We start from the raw sequence: 13,498 nt of genomic DNA, 5'->3' as shown, positions 1-13,498 counted from the left end.
CACGGAGGGGTCCCCATGCGAGGAAAGATCGGGCTGATCGTCGGCCTCGGCGTCGGCTACGTGCTCGGCACGCGTGCCGGCCGCGCGCGCTACGAGCAGATCAAGAAGCAGGCCGAGAAGGTCTGGGAGCTCGACCCCGTTCAGGAGCAGGTCGGGAAGGTCAAGGAGTTCGCGCAGACGAGCGCCCTGGCCGTGCCCCGGGTCGCCTGGACCGGCATCGTGAAGATCGTGCACGCCGCGAGCGAGACGAAGGGCACGGCGGGCGAGAAGCTCGACGCCGCGACTCGCGAGGCGGCGGACGCCGCCGAGGACGTCAAGAAGGCCGTCGACTGATGGCCCGCGACAAGACGTCGGCGTCGCCGCTGCGCGACCGCGCCGACGACGGCCTCCTCACCCTGATCGGCGATGTCCCGGATCTCGTCAAGAATCTGATCCGCGCCGAGCTCGAGTCGGTCAAGAAGTACGTCGGGCAGCTCGTCAAGCACGGCGGGTGGACGGCGATCTTCGCGATGGCCGCGCTGTTCTTCCTCTTCTGGACGATCCCTGCGTTCCTCGCATTCTTCGTCATCCTGCTCGATTTGTGGATGCCCCTCTGGGTGTCGGCGCTCATCGTGCTCGGCATCGGCGTCGTGATGATCGCCCTCTGCGGGCTGTGGGCGTACGTCCGGCACGTGCGGGCGATCATGAAGCTCGAGAGCCCGGGAGCCGCAGCCAAGGCCGACGCGGCCATCGTGAAGGAGTTCGCGGATGAGTTCTGAGCCGTCGCCCACGGTGGTGCCGAGCGGCATCGACGATCCGGTCCAGCTCGCCCGCGCCGAGCTGAAGGCGGCCCTCGCCGCGATCGAGATCAAGGCGAACTACCCCAAGCGCATCAGCGAGGCGGTCGATCGCGCCGTCGTCAAGGCGAGGTCGGTCGCGGACGAGAAGCCGGCGGCGGCGCTCACGGGAATCGTCGTCGGCGCCATCGCTGTGGGAACGGCGATCTGGGGCCTCGCGCGCATCATCTCGCGCTAACACGAAGGGGTCGCCAGAAAATGTCAGTGCACGACGCCTCACACTGACGTTTCCTGGCGACCCATCGCTGGCCCGCTGAACAGGTGCCGATTACGCGCTCACAGGTCCCAGGAGCATGATGGGGTCATGTCCGATCTCGAAGCACCCTCCGGCGACGACTTCAGCCTCTGGACCGTCTGGCGCCGCGATCCGCACCGACCCGTCACGACCGACGATGCGGGCGAGCTCTCGCATCTCGTCGAGGAGCTTGCCGCCGACGGCGTGACCGTGCGCGGTTTCTACGACGTCAGCGCGATGCGGGCCGACGCCGATCTGATGATCTGGATCCACGGCTCCGTGCCGGAGGACCTGCAGCGGGCGACGCGACGCCTGCGCCGCACGGCGCTGCTCGCGAACCTGCTGCCGACGTGGAGCGGCATGGCCGTGCACCGCGACGCCGAGTTCAACAAGGCGCACGTGCCCGGCTACCTCCGGGGCGAGCACGCGCGCGGGTGGCTCGTCGTGTACCCGTTCGTGCGCAGCTACGAGTGGTACCTGCTGTCCGACGACGAACGGCGCACGATGCTCGCCGACCACGGGCGCAAGGGTGCCGCGTTCCGGGGCGTCGTGGCGAACACCATGGCCTCCTTCGCCTTGAACGACTACGAGTGGATGCTCCCCATGGAGTCCGATGAGCTCACCGAGCTCGTCGACATGATGCGCGAGCTGCGGTACACCGAGGCACGCCGCCACGTGCGCGAGGAGGTGCCGTTCTTCACCGGACGGAGGATCCCCGTCGAGGAGATCCCCGAGGTCCTCCGGTAGGCCGCCCGATGACCACCCCCACGCCCATTCGGCTCGGCACGCGGCGCAGCCGGCTCGCGATGGCCCAGTCGGGCCTCGTCGCCCGTGCCCTGGAGCGGGCCTCCGGCCGGCCCGTCGAGCTTGTGCAGATCACCTCCGAGGGCGACACGAACCGCGCCTCGCTCGCCTCGCTCGGTGGGGCGGGCGTCTTCGCGACGCGGCTGCGCGAAGCCCTCGCGGCAGGCGAATGCGATCTTCTCGTGCACTCGCTCAAGGACCTTCCGGTCGAGCAGCCCGCCGGGTTCGTCATCGCCGCGATTCCGGAGCGCGCGGATGCGCGCGATGTCGTCATCACCCGCGACGGAGCTTCGCTCGACGATCTGCCGCGCGGATCCGTCGTCGGGACGGGGTCGCCGCGCCGCATCGAGCAGGTGCGCCGGGTAAATCCGAAGGTCGAGACGCGGGATATCCGCGGCAACATCGACTCGCGCATGGGGCGCGTCCGGGATGGCGAGCTCGACGCGGTCGTGCTCGCGGCCGCGGGCCTCGTGCGCGTCGACGCCGACGGCGCGGAGACGACGACGCTCGGCGAGCTGCGCGCGGAGCACCGCGGTCTCGCGCTGTGGCCCACGGCCGCGGGCCAGGCGGCCCTCGCCGTCGAGACGCGTGACGATGCGGATCCTGAACTGCTTTCGTCGATCGCCGCGCTCGATTCCCCCCTCACCCGCTTCACCGTGTCGCTCGAGCGCGCCGCGCTCGGCGGCATCGAGGCGGGCTGTCATGCGCCCGTCGGCGTCCACGCCGATGTCGCGGGCGACAGCGTCCGCGTACGCGCCTCGGTGTACGGCGCGGATGTTCACGATGACGTCACGGTCGATCACAGCGAGCGCATCGGGGGTGTCCAGGACCTGATCGATGGGTATATTCGGGGGCATGGCAGCGGTGCGGCTGCCGACAGCTCGGGCCTCGTGGTCCGTGCCCGTGAGATCGGAAGCGACCTCGCGCGTCGGCTGCTGGAGAACGGGGCAGCCGACATCGTGACGAGAGAGGCATCCCCCACCTCATGACCAACAATGCCAAGATAGCCAAACCCCTGAGCGGCTGGCGCGTGCTCGTGCCGCGCGGTGGGCCCTGGGGCGACGACGTCGCGGCGCGGCTGCGCGCCCAGGGTGCCGTCCCCGTCGTCTCGCCGCTCATCAACTTCGCGCCGACCGAGGACACGGCGGCTCTCGAGAACGCGATCGCCGAGCTGGCCGACGGTGCGTTCTCGTGGCTCACCGTGACGAGCGCAACGACGGTCGACGTGCTGCACGCCTACGGCGCGCGGATCCCGTCGGGCACGAAGATTGCGGCGGTCGGAGAGACGACGGCGGCGGCCCTCAAGGCCGTGGGATACCCGGTGAGCCTTGTTCCCGAGCGCAACAATTCGGCGGCTGGGCTGGCTGATGAGCTGCTGGCGCGCGAGTCGCAGCCGACGCGGATCCTCGCGCTGCGCAGCGAGATCGCCAAGCCCGTGCTCTCCGTGCGGCTGACCGAGGCCGGCCACGACGTGCATGCGGTCGTGGCCTATCGCACCGTGGGCGTCCCCGCGACCGAGCGGGCGGCGCGCGACGTCGTGAACGGACGCATCAACGCGATCCTCGTGACGAGCGGATCCGTCGCCGCGCAGGTGCGCGAGCAGTTCCCCAAGATCCCGGATCAGACCGTCATCGCGGCGATCGGACCGCGCACGGCCCATGACGCGAACGAGGTCGATCTGCCGATTCAGGTGATCGCCCCCGAACGCACGGTCGCCTCGTTGATCGACGCGCTCGCCGGGATCCCGGTGCCGCCGCCGACCCCCGAGGCCCGTGCGATCCCCGAGACGGGCCCCTTCCAGGTCACGTCGACCGAGTCGAAGAACTAGACCGCTCGCGGGCGCGATCCACGCGCGCCCGAGCAAGGATGTGCCCATGAGCTTCCCCGCCCATCGCCCGCGTCGTCTGCGCCAGTCGGCGCCCGTGCGCCGCCTCATGGCCGAGACCCACCTCGTGCCGTCGCAGCTCGTCCTGCCGATGTTCGTACGGGAGGGGATCGACTCTCCGCAGCCGATCACGTCGATGCCCGGGCAGAGCCAGCACACGCTCGACTCGCTGCGTCGTGCCGCCGTCGAGGCGGCTGAGGCGGGCGTCGGCGGCGTCATGCTCTTCGGCGTGCCCGCCGTGCGCGATGCGATCGGATCCGGCGCGGACGACCCCGCGGGGATCCTCAACGTCGCGACGACGGCGGTTCGCGAGGAGGTCGGGGATGCGCTCGTCGTGCAGACCGATCTGTGCCTCGACGAGTTCACGGATCACGGTCATTGCGGGGTGCTGACGCCTGCCGGGGCCGTCGACAACGACCGGACGCTCGAGCGCTACGCCGCGATGGGCGTCGCACAGGCGCGGGCCGGCGCTCAGCTGCTGGGGCTCAGCGGCATGATGGACGGGCAGGTCGCGGCCGTGCGCGATGCGCTCGACGCGGAGGGATTCTCCGACACGATCATTCTCGCCTACTCGGCGAAGTACGCGGGCGCCTTCTACGGACCGTTCCGGGAGGCCGTCGACTCGCAGCTGACGGGCGACCGGCGCACCTACCAGATGGATCCGCCGAACGCGCGCGAGGGAGTGCGCGAGGCGATGCTCGACGTCGACGAGGGTGCCGACATCGTCATGGTCAAGCCCGGCCTGCCCTACCTCGACGTGCTCGCCGACGTGCGCGCCAACGTCGACGTTCCGGTGTGGGCATACCAGGTGTCGGGGGAGTACTCGATGGTCGAGGCCGCGGCCGAGAAGGGATGGCTCGACCGACGCGCGACGATTCTTGACTCGCTCATGGCGTTCCGACGGGCCGGCGCGGACGCGATCCTCAGCTATTGGGCCACCGAGGCCGCCGGGTGGATCCGCGAATCGCTCAGGTGACGGTGATGAGGATCCGCTGCCAGCCGGTCGACCCGTCCGGGTAGATCGGCGCCCGCTCCTCGACCTGCCGGTTGCCGTCGGCATCGACCGCGCGCACCGTGATGTAGTGCGTGCCGGGGGTCGCGTCCCATTCGAGCTTCCACTGCACCCAGGTGTCGTCGCTCAGCGGAGCGGAGAGCGTGGCCTGCTGCCACGCGCCATCGTCGATGCTCACCTCGACCTGGGCGACGCCGACCGTCTGGGCCCATGCCATGCCGGCGATCGCGACGGTGCCGGCCGCGACCGGTGATCCGATCCGCGGGGTGTCGATGCGGGAGGACATCTTGATCGGCGCCTTCGCGCTGTACCCTCGGGGCGTCCAGTACGCCTCGTCGTCGGCGAAGGTCGTCACGGTAAGCCGAGTGAGCCACTTCGTCGCCGAGACATACCCGTAGAGACCGGGAACGACCATGCGCACGGGGAAGCCGTGCTCCGCCGGCAGCGGCTCGCCGTTCATCCCGACGGCGAGGATCGCGTCGAGCCCGTCGTCGGTGAGCGAGGCCAACGGCGTCGAGGCGCTGTATCCGTCGACGCTGCGCGAGAGCACCATGTCGGCTCCCGCCCGGGGACCGGCCTCCGCGAGAAGGTCGCGGACCGGGATCCCGAGCCAGATCGCGTTGCCGACGAGATCGCCGCCGACCTCGTTCGACACGCAGGTGAGGGTGATGGCGTACTCGTCGACGCCCCGCGCCAGGAGGTCGTCGAGGCTGAACTCGACGGGACGATCGACCATTCCGTCGATCACGAGGCGCCAGCTCGCCGGATCGACCGTCGGAACGACGAGCGCGGTGTCGACGCGATAGAAGTCGGCGTTCGGCGTGATCAGCGGCGTGAGGCCGTCGACGTCGAGCTCCGCGCCGTTCGGCACGGAGATGGTAGTGCGCGGGGCGGGCAGCCGCAGCTCCTCGCGGATCGCGGAGACCGAGGAGGTCGCGGCGCCGAGCAGGCGTGCGCCGACGCCGGCGAGCACGGCCGTCGCCCCGACGACGGCAGTCGTGCGGAAGAAGGCTCGTCGTGAGACCTTCGCCGTCTTCGATGCAGCCGGATTCTCGGGGATCCGTGCGACAGGCTGCGCCGCGGCGTCTTTCCAGGAGCGAAGTCGTGCGATGAGCAGCATCAGAACGACGCTTCCGGCAAGAGTGCCGGCGACGGACGGGGCCCAGCTCAGCGCGGAGGCTCCGGCGCGTGTCACGGACGCGAGCAGGGCGAGGGCCCCGGCGAGCGCGAGCAGAGCGACGCCGAAGGGGCGCCGCACGTACTGCAGGATTCCGGAAATCGCCGCGGCGCCGAGCACGGCGATACCCAGACCGATCAGCAGGGCGAGCTTGTCGTATTCGCCGAAGGCCGCGATCGCGAGCTCTTTGAGCGGTCGTGGCACGACATCGATCACGAATCCGCCGACGTCGACGATCGGGCCGCGACCGGGCGTTGTGAAGGGCACGAGCACCTCGGCGACGGCGAGGAACGTCGCAGCCGCGACGACGCCGCTCACGGCGCTCCAGATCCACCTGGTGATTCTCGTCATGTTCGTCTGCCGCCCTCGGTCCTGATCTCTGGTCGGCAGTGCTCGTGCCTGAACCAGTCGGTGTGATCAGTAATTCGCAGCGGGACAGCATGCGGATTGGAATGGCACGGAAACGTGTGGACACGATGACGCAGGCGGGGCGCAGAGGCAGCGTTTCCGCCCGCGAGAGCGGCGTCCGCCCGACTCAGTTCACGGCGTCCCGCGCAGGCGAGCCATCTCCGGGTCGTACAAGGGCTCGGCGACCACGGTCGCGCGGAGGCGCCGCCCGAAGTACTCGATCTCGACGGCGTCGCCGACGCCCACGGTGTTCGGGAGCCAGGCATAGGCGATCGAGCGGCCGATCGTGTATCCGTAGGCGGCGCTCGTGACGTAGCCGGCGGTGGATCCTCCTCCCACCAGGAAGACCGGCTCCTTCCCCAGCACGACGCTCCGCGGGTCATCGAGCGTGAGACAGCGCAACGTCTTCGTCGTGGACGCGGCTCGCGCCGCGAGCGCGTCCTTGCCGCGGAAGTCATCCGTCTTCGAGGCCTTGACCGCGAAACCGACGCCGGCTTGGGTCGGCTCGTGCTCGCTCGTCATGTCGGTTCCGAACGCGCGGAAGCCTTTCTCCAGACGTAGCGAGTTGAACGCCTCGCGTCCCGCGGCGATGATCCCGAACTCCTGCCCGGCCGCGAACAGCGCGTCCCAGAGGCGCTGGCCAAGGTCGGCCGAGGTGTAGAGCTCCCACCCGAATTCGCCGACGTACGAGAGCCGCATCGCGGTCACCGGGACGCCGGCGACGAACACCCTTTTCGTTCGGAAGTAGCCGAGGCCGCCGGGCGCGAGATCGTCGTCGCTGATCTGTGCGATCACGTCGAGTGCGTGCGGCCCCCACAACCCGATGCAGCAGGTGCCGGGGGTGACGTCTCGGACGGTGACCCACTTCGACGGGTCCGCCGAGGTCTGGGCCCGCGCCTCGCGAGAGAGGACGGCGAGGTCGATGTTGCTGTTGGCGCCGATCTGGTAGGTCTCCTCGTCGAGGATCGCGACCGTGATGTCGCTCGTGACGCCGCCCGCGGGGTCGAGCAGCATCGTGTAGCTCACCGCGCCGGGGGCGCGCAGCATCGACGAGGTCGTTAGCCCGTGCAGCAGCTCGCCCGCGCCCGGACCCGTCACCTCGAGGCGCTTGAGGGCGGTCATGTCGTACATCGCGACGGCCGTGCGGGTCTTCCACGCCTCGACCGCGGCGATCGGGGAGTGGAATCGGCTCGCCCACTCGTCGCGGGGCGGGGCCGCCCACTCGGTGGGGAGCTCATCGAGGAGGGCGGCGTTCGCCTCATACCAGTGCGGGCGCTCCCACCCGCCGGCCTCGAGGAAGTACGCTCCGAGCTCGACCTGGCGGGCATGGAACGGGCTCAGCCGCACATCGCGCGGTGAGACCCGCGGTTGCAACGGATGGAGGATGTCGTAGATCTCGACGAAGTTCTGCCGAGAGGTCTCGCTCACGTAGTCGGTCGAGGTCTGCGCGTCCTCGAAGCGGTTGACGTCGCATCCGCTGAGGTCGGTGTCGGCGTACCCGCGCGTCAGGAGCTCGGAGACGGCGCGCGCGATGCCCGCCGCGTGCGTCACCCAGACTGCTTCGGCGACGACGAACCCGTCCACGTCGCGGGCCTCGCCCACGAGGGATCCACCATCGGGAGTGAAGGAGAAGACGCCGTTGAAGCCGCGCTGGATCTCCGTCTGCCGCAGCTCCGGAAGCAGCTGGCGCGTGGCCTCCCACTCGGCGGCGAAGTCCTCGGGCGTGAACGGCAGGCTCGACGGCATGCGCTCGTCGGTGATCTCCTCGGCCGCGTACTGCGGCAGCTCGTCGAGATCGATCGGCATCGGGCGGTGGGCGTACGAGCCAATCCCGATGCGGTCCCCCCATTCCCGGTAGTAGAGGTCGCGGTCCTGGTAGCGCAGGATCGGCGCGGAGGCGCCCTTCGGCAGCTCGTTCTTCCCGGTGAGGCTCGGCACCGTCGACGTCACGGCGAACTGGTGCCCCATCGGCAGCAGCGGCAGCCGGAGGCCGGCCATCTCGGCGATCCTCGTGCCCCAGAAACCGGCGCACGAGACGACGATGTCGGCCGGGATCCGCTCGTCGCCGACGAGGACGGCGCGGACGCACCCGCGCGTGACCTCGATGCCGGTGACCCTCGTGCGGTCGCGGAACTCCACGCCGAGCGCGCGAGCGCGCTCGATCACCAGCTGCGTGCCCTTGGCTGCGAGGGCGAGGCCGTCTCCGGGCGTGAGGAGGCCACCGAGGACCGGTTCTGGGTCGAGCATCGGGAAAAGGCGGACGCATTCGTCGGCGTCGATGACGTGCGCCTCGACGCCCCACGAGCGGTTCCACCCGGCGCGGCGGTGCAGATCTCGCAGGCGCTCCGGCGTCGTCGCCAGCTCGAGCCCGCCGACGGGGAGGAACGAGCCGACCCCGTCGGCGTCCGTGAGGCCCGTGTACTTCTCGATCGTGTACTGGGCGAACTCGGTCATCGCCTTCGAGGGGTTCGAGGAGAAGACGAGGCCGGGCGCATGGGACGTCGAGCCGCCGGGCACGCCGAGCGGACCCTGCTCGAGGACCAGGGTGTTCGCGTACCCGCGCTGCGCGAGCTCGTCGGCAAGATTCGCTCCGACGATGCCCGCTCCGATGATGACGATCCGAGGTGAGGACGTAGACATGGGGTCCCTTGCGTGTGGTGGTTGTCAGCGATGCGTCAGGCGTCGACGACGAGGTCGGTGAGCGCCGTCGAACAACAGGGCAGGAACTTCCCCGCGTCGATCTCGCGGGCGCGGATCCCTCCTTGGTGATTCATCTCGACCTCTCCGTCGAGCTTCACGACCTTGCACGAGCCGCACATCCCCACCTGGCAGTTCGCGCCGATGCGGACGCCGGCCTGGCGCGCCGCCTCGAGGATGTTCTCCCCGGGGTCGAGCCGGACGTTGATGCCGGTTCGCACGAACGACATGGTGAACGCGCCGTCTCCGACAGTCTCGTACGGCGCGTCGTCATCTGTCGAGGTCAGCTCGTCGAAGTCGAGCTCGGTGACGTCGATCTCCGGCGGCGGCAGGACCTCCGCCTCAGCGTCGACGGCGACCGTCGGCACGGCATCGGCCTGCTCGGCGCGCGCGCGTTCGACCTCGTAGAGATCGAGCGCCGCGGTCTGCGGCTCGACGATCTCCTCGGCGGAGGCGGCGAACTCCTCCGCGATCTCCTCGGCGGCCGCAATCTCCTCGGCGTACTCCCGCAGCGTCACGCTGTTGCCGGTGAAGAACTCGATGTAGAGCGAGGTGTCGTCGACGCCGACGCGCGGCAGGCACGCGGTGACCGCGTCGAGGTAACCCTGGGGGCCGCAGGCGTACACCTGGCGTCCGTTCGCATCCGGGGCGACGGCGTCGATGAGCTCCGACGAGATCCGTCCCGTTCGACCGTCCCAGTCCTTCGGCGCGGCCCGGTCTCCGAGCGCGTAGACCACACGGATCCGGAAATCGGCCTTGCCGAGGAAATCGAGCTCGTCGGCGAACGCGAATCTGTCCGGCGCGGCGCCGTGGTACAGCAGGATGACGTCCGCCTGGCCGGGCAGCGAGTGGATGGTGCGGATCATCGACATCAGCGGCGTGATCCCGGAACCCGCGGCGAGGAGGAGGAACCGCGCCCGCCGATCGTAGTCGGGGAGATGGAAGGCGCCCACGGGGCCCAGCATGTCGAGGACGTCGCCGGGGCGGATGTTCTCGTGCATCCACGGGGACACGGCTCCCGTGTCGTCACGCTTGACGGTGATCGCGAACGTCCACGGCACCGTCGGCGCACTGGAGAGCGAGTAGCTGCGACTGAGGGGCTCGGCGTCTGAGCCGTTCACCGGGACGTCGACGTTGATGTACTGCCCGGCCCGAAACGCCAGCGGCGCCCCGTCCGTCCGTCGGAAGACGAAGGTCATCATGTCGTCGGTCTCGGGGATGGTCTCGACGCACTCCGCCTGGAACTCCTGCGGAAACCACGGACCGAGCGCCGTCGCGGCGCCGGCAGGGCCGGCCGACGCACGGAGGACCCTGTTCCACGGCATCTCGAGCCCGCGGATCCGCTGGGCCAGGCCCGTGGACGTGTCCTCTGCGATCACGCCACGTGCTCCCGCAGGCGTTGGATGTACCAGGTGATGAAGGCCTCGACCTGGTATTCGCTCTTCATGTACGGACCCTGCTCGTAGAACGGGCTGGTGGCGCCCTGTTGGCAGAGCTCGACGAAGGCCTTGTCCTGCAGATTCGTCTGCTTCCACGTGTGCGTGAGCGTCTCCAGGTCGTAGTCGACGCCCTCCTTCGCGTCGTCGGCGACGAGCCAGGTCGTGCGCACGAGCGTCTGGTGGGAGCTGATTGGGAACGCCGCGAAGGTGATGACGTGGTCGCTCTGGAAATGGAACCAACTGTTCGGCTGCAGGTGCATCGAGCAGCGCCCGAGGCGGAAGTCCGGCAGATCGCCGAGGAGTTTCTTCGACAGACGGTGGCCGTCGGCCGAGAACGACTCGCCGTCGCCGTCGAGCGCCTCGCGTGAGATCCGGATCCCGGCGACACGCGTGTCGAGCTCTTCCACGACCTCGTATGGCAGGCCGTAGCGCCGGCATCGCTCCTCGAGGGCCGCCTGCGCGGTCTGATTCCGCGCCCACACCTCCTCGAGGTGCGCCGGGATGAGGCCGTCGGTCAGGCCCCAGGTCGGGAACAGGGAGCAGGCCAGCTCGGGGTGGCCGTCGCAGTGATAGCACTCGCGATTGTTCTCCATCACGAGCTTCCAGTTGCCCTCCTCGACGATGTTCTGCTGGAAGGCGACCTTGGTCTTCGCCAGCTCGTGCGGAGCGATGTACGGACGGAAGATCTCCGCGGTGTCGTCGAAGTCTCTCGGCGGCTCGTCGGCGAGGCACACGAAGATCAGGCCCGCCTCGATGCGCCCGTGCGCGGTCTTGAGCGAGTAGCAGTTCTTGTCGAAGTCGACCTCGCCGGGGGCGGATGCGTGCAGCAGCTCCCCCGTCGGGGCGTACGTCCACGAGTGGTATCCGCACACCAGGTTGCCGGTGCTGCCGGACTCCTCGGTGAGCACGCGCGCGCCGCGGTGCCGGCAGACGTTGTGCAGGACCGTGACGCCGTCGTCATCGTCGTGGAGAACGATGAGCGAGAAGGGGCCGAGGTCGATCGTGATGTAGTCGCCGGGCTCCGGAAGCTCCGCGATGCTTCCGGCGAAGATCCAGTGCTGCCCGAAGATCGCCCGCATGTCGAGGCCGAAGAGATCGACGTCGGTGTAGAAGGAAGCTTCCAACGAGAATCCGGCGCGGCGATCGTTCAGGAGAGTCTGGATCTCGGCGAGCTTCTCGACCGCGAGACCGGCGTGTCCGCTCGTCGAGGGGGCCACGTTCATCGCACTCAATTCGCACTCCGTTCGATGTGGCGCTGCGTCCTGCGGGAAGCGTAACGAGGACACACGATGCAGGAAAAGCGTGAGTTTTCGTGCGTCATCGTGCAGGATCATTGCATGATCGATGCGCGCCTCCTCACCCTCCGGACGTTCGCGCAGTGTGGCACGATCGCCGCCACCGCGCGGCTCATGGGGTACTCGGCATCAGCGGTGTCCGCGCAGCTGCGCGAGCTCCAGCGGGCGCTCGGGATGACGCTCCTCGCGAAGGACGGGCGGGGCCTCCGGCTGACCGCGACCGGGAGGGATCTCGTCCGCCGCTCGGACGTGCTCATCACGACATGGGAGGAGGTGAAGTCGGCGGCGCTGGCGGCGGGTGGCCACGTGCCGACGCACTTCGGGATCGGAGGATTCTCGACGGCCGCGTCCCAGCTGCTGGCGCCGTTGGCGAGCCGGCTGCACCGAACGCGGCCTGAGCTGGAGGTGCGCGTATGGGAGGCGAGCCCCGCGCGGTGCTTCGACCTCCTCGTCGCCGAGCACATCGATGTCGCCGTCGTCGTCTCGATGCAGGGTCAGGTGCATCTCGAAGAGGATCCGCGATTCGAGAAGATGACGCTGCTCGACGATCCCCTCGATGTCATGGTCCCCTCGGACCACCCGGTGGCCGGAAGCGACTCGGTCGAGCTCGCGGAGCTGGTGGGCGAGCGCTGGATCACGGATCAGCCCGGATCGCCGTACCACGCGCTGTTCACGGCGGCCTTCACGACCGCGGGCCTCTCTCCGCGGATCTCGCACGAGGCGATCGAGTGGGAGACGGCGATCTCGCTTGTGGGGGCGGGGGTCGGCGTCGGCCTGCTTCCGCGCCTGGCCAGTCTCGAGGGCGTCGCGAATGTGAGCCGCGTGCGGTTGACCGGTGCGGAGCGGCTGAGCAGGAAGGTCATTGCCGCGGTCAGGACAGGGAGTCTCTCCTCGCCGCTCCAGGACGAATCGATCCGGATCCTGCGCGAGATCTCGCAGGGCATCCTCGCGACGCGGCTCGACGACGAGGCCCGCGCGGAGGCGCGCTGACCGGCGGGACGGGACCGGCAGCCGCCGTCAGAGCTCGGCGGCCCGGAGGAGCGCCGCCTGCACCTGCGCGTGGAACTCCGCGACGTGCGCCTGGGCGAGATCCGCCGCCGTGCCCGGATCTCCGTCCGCCACAGCCGTGAGGAGGGCGTGGTGCCCCGCGATGTGGTTTGCGACGGAGGGGACCTCCTCGATCACCGACCACCAGAGCCTCGTCGCCTGGTTGTCCAGTCGGAACAGGACCTCGCGCATGTACGCGTTCTCGACCAGCCGATAGATGGCCCGATGGGTCGCCAGGTCGAACTCGAGCAGAGTCCGCAGGGAGGGCTCGGAGGTCCGCAGGGCGGCGATGTCCGACGCCAGGGCGCGCAGCTGCTCGCGCTGTGCGTCGCGGGCGTCCTCCGCCGCCTTCCGAGTGCCCACAGGTTCGAGGATCAGGCGCATCTCCGTGATGCTGCGCAGGTCGCTGATCTCAGCCCGCGCGGCGAACGTGCCGCGCCGCGGGAATGACTGGACGAGGTGCTCGGCTTCGAGGCGTTTCAGGGCCTCGCGGACGGGCGTGCGTCCCACGCCCAGCTCGGCCGTGAGAGACGTCTCGTTGATCGGATCGCCCGGTGCGATGTCCAGCATCACGAGGCGGTCGAGCAGGATGCCGTAGGCCTGATCCGCGAGGCTCGGGCGCGGTGTCGACGAGGGTGGCATGTCCGGTCAGTCTAGTCGGGT

13 protein-coding genes are annotated in these 13,498 nt (G+C 69.5%); 8 read left to right on the top strand and 5 right to left on the bottom strand.

The window, feature by feature from the left end; translation table 11 throughout:
* Positions 1-15: 15 nt before the first annotated feature.
* From C0012_RS05780 to hemB, 7 genes are all read left to right on the top strand, one after another.
* Positions 16-333, top strand: a complete 318-nt coding sequence (locus tag C0012_RS05780; RefSeq protein ID WP_110590125.1) for a hypothetical protein — start codon at positions 16-18, stop codon at positions 331-333.
* Positions 333-758, top strand: coding sequence for a phage holin family protein (locus C0012_RS05775; RefSeq protein ID WP_110590124.1), 426 nt, complete (start codon positions 333-335; stop codon positions 756-758). Before C0012_RS05780 ends, C0012_RS05775 begins: the two co-directional genes overlap by 1 nt.
* A complete protein-coding gene (locus C0012_RS05770) occupies positions 748-1,014 on the top strand; it encodes a hypothetical protein (RefSeq protein WP_110590123.1) in 267 nt (88 codons plus the stop codon). Before C0012_RS05775 ends, C0012_RS05770 begins: the two co-directional genes overlap by 11 nt.
* Positions 1,015-1,140: 126 nt before the next feature.
* Positions 1,141-1,818 carry a hydrogen peroxide-dependent heme synthase gene (hemQ, locus tag C0012_RS05765; protein ID WP_110590122.1) on the top strand — a complete coding sequence of 226 codons (678 nt, stop codon included), beginning with the start codon at positions 1,141-1,143 and terminating at the stop codon, positions 1,816-1,818.
* An 8-nt stretch (positions 1,819-1,826) separates the two neighbouring features.
* Complete coding sequence (gene hemC, locus C0012_RS05760) at positions 1,827-2,864, top strand: hydroxymethylbilane synthase (protein ID WP_110590121.1); 1,038 nt, start codon at positions 1,827-1,829, stop codon at positions 2,862-2,864.
* Positions 2,861-3,703, top strand: a complete 843-nt coding sequence (locus C0012_RS05755) for a uroporphyrinogen-III synthase (RefSeq protein ID WP_110590120.1) — start codon at positions 2,861-2,863, stop codon at positions 3,701-3,703. The genes hemC and C0012_RS05755 overlap by 4 nt, the downstream gene beginning before the upstream one ends.
* A gap of 46 nt (positions 3,704-3,749) precedes the next feature.
* Positions 3,750-4,736, top strand: a complete 987-nt coding sequence (gene hemB / locus C0012_RS05750) for a porphobilinogen synthase (RefSeq protein ID WP_110590119.1) — start codon at positions 3,750-3,752, stop codon at positions 4,734-4,736.
* Here the strand turns inward: hemB and C0012_RS05745 are convergent.
* From C0012_RS05745 to C0012_RS05730, 4 genes are all read right to left on the bottom strand, one after another.
* Positions 4,729-6,300, bottom strand: a complete 1,572-nt coding sequence (locus C0012_RS05745; protein WP_110590118.1) for a molybdopterin-dependent oxidoreductase — start codon at positions 6,298-6,300, stop codon at positions 4,729-4,731. The genes hemB and C0012_RS05745 overlap by 8 nt on opposite strands.
* A 189-nt stretch (positions 6,301-6,489) precedes the next feature.
* Positions 6,490-8,997 carry a GcvT family protein gene (locus tag C0012_RS05740; protein ID WP_110590117.1) on the bottom strand — a complete coding sequence of 836 codons (2,508 nt, stop codon included), beginning with the start codon at positions 8,995-8,997 and terminating at the stop codon, positions 6,490-6,492.
* A gap of 35 nt (positions 8,998-9,032) precedes the next feature.
* Positions 9,033-10,379, bottom strand: a complete 1,347-nt coding sequence (locus tag C0012_RS05735) for a flavin reductase family protein (RefSeq protein WP_110590150.1) — start codon at positions 10,377-10,379, stop codon at positions 9,033-9,035.
* Between the two features lie 50 nt (positions 10,380-10,429).
* Positions 10,430-11,716: an aromatic ring-hydroxylating oxygenase subunit alpha gene (locus C0012_RS05730; RefSeq protein WP_110590116.1), complete on the bottom strand. Its 1,287-nt coding sequence runs from the start codon at positions 11,714-11,716 to the stop codon at positions 10,430-10,432.
* A 114-nt stretch (positions 11,717-11,830) separates the two neighbouring features.
* Here C0012_RS05730 and C0012_RS05725 point away from each other — a divergent pair, with 114 nt between their 5' ends.
* Positions 11,831-12,778, top strand: a complete 948-nt coding sequence (locus C0012_RS05725) for a LysR family transcriptional regulator (RefSeq protein ID WP_110590115.1) — start codon at positions 11,831-11,833, stop codon at positions 12,776-12,778.
* Positions 12,779-12,805: 27 nt separating this feature from the next.
* Here the strand turns inward: C0012_RS05725 and C0012_RS05720 are convergent, their stop codons facing one another.
* Positions 12,806-13,477, bottom strand: coding sequence for a GntR family transcriptional regulator (locus C0012_RS05720; RefSeq protein WP_110590114.1), 672 nt, complete (start codon positions 13,475-13,477; stop codon positions 12,806-12,808).
* Positions 13,478-13,498 lie beyond the last annotated feature (21 nt).

The sequence above is a fragment of the Microbacterium suaedae genome (assembly GCF_003254645.1).
GTDB lineage: Bacteria > Actinomycetota > Actinomycetes > Actinomycetales > Microbacteriaceae > Microbacterium > Microbacterium suaedae.
The sequence above is the reverse complement of the archived record's forward strand: the minus strand, read 5'-3'. Positions and strand labels throughout refer to the sequence as shown.

What these genes read in the sequence shown, in the direction of transcription:
- C0012_RS05780 (WP_110590125.1), top strand. Translation starts at nt 16, where the DNA reads ATGCGAGGAAAGATCGGGCTGATCGTCGGCCTCGGCGTCGGCTACGTG.
- C0012_RS05775 (WP_110590124.1), top strand. Translation starts at nt 333, where the DNA reads ATGGCCCGCGACAAGACGTCGGCGTCGCCGCTGCGCGACCGCGCCGAC.
- C0012_RS05770 (WP_110590123.1), top strand. Translation starts at nt 748, where the DNA reads ATGAGTTCTGAGCCGTCGCCCACGGTGGTGCCGAGCGGCATCGACGAT.
- hemQ (WP_110590122.1), top strand. Translation starts at nt 1,141, where the DNA reads ATGTCCGATCTCGAAGCACCCTCCGGCGACGACTTCAGCCTCTGGACC.
- hemC (WP_110590121.1), top strand. Translation starts at nt 1,827, where the DNA reads ATGACCACCCCCACGCCCATTCGGCTCGGCACGCGGCGCAGCCGGCTC.
- C0012_RS05755 (WP_110590120.1), top strand. Translation starts at nt 2,861, where the DNA reads ATGACCAACAATGCCAAGATAGCCAAACCCCTGAGCGGCTGGCGCGTG.
- hemB (WP_110590119.1), top strand. Translation starts at nt 3,750, where the DNA reads ATGAGCTTCCCCGCCCATCGCCCGCGTCGTCTGCGCCAGTCGGCGCCC.
- C0012_RS05745 (WP_110590118.1), bottom strand. Translation starts at nt 6,300, where the DNA reads ATGACGAGAATCACCAGGTGGATCTGGAGCGCCGTGAGCGGCGTCGTC.
- C0012_RS05740 (WP_110590117.1), bottom strand. Translation starts at nt 8,997, where the DNA reads ATGTCTACGTCCTCACCTCGGATCGTCATCATCGGAGCGGGCATCGTC.
- C0012_RS05735 (WP_110590150.1), bottom strand. Translation starts at nt 10,379, where the DNA reads ATGCCGTGGAACAGGGTCCTCCGTGCGTCGGCCGGCCCTGCCGGCGCC.
- C0012_RS05730 (WP_110590116.1), bottom strand. Translation starts at nt 11,716, where the DNA reads ATGAACGTGGCCCCCTCGACGAGCGGACACGCCGGTCTCGCGGTCGAG.
- C0012_RS05725 (WP_110590115.1), top strand. Translation starts at nt 11,831, where the DNA reads ATGATCGATGCGCGCCTCCTCACCCTCCGGACGTTCGCGCAGTGTGGC.
- C0012_RS05720 (WP_110590114.1), bottom strand. Translation starts at nt 13,477, where the DNA reads ATGCCACCCTCGTCGACACCGCGCCCGAGCCTCGCGGATCAGGCCTAC.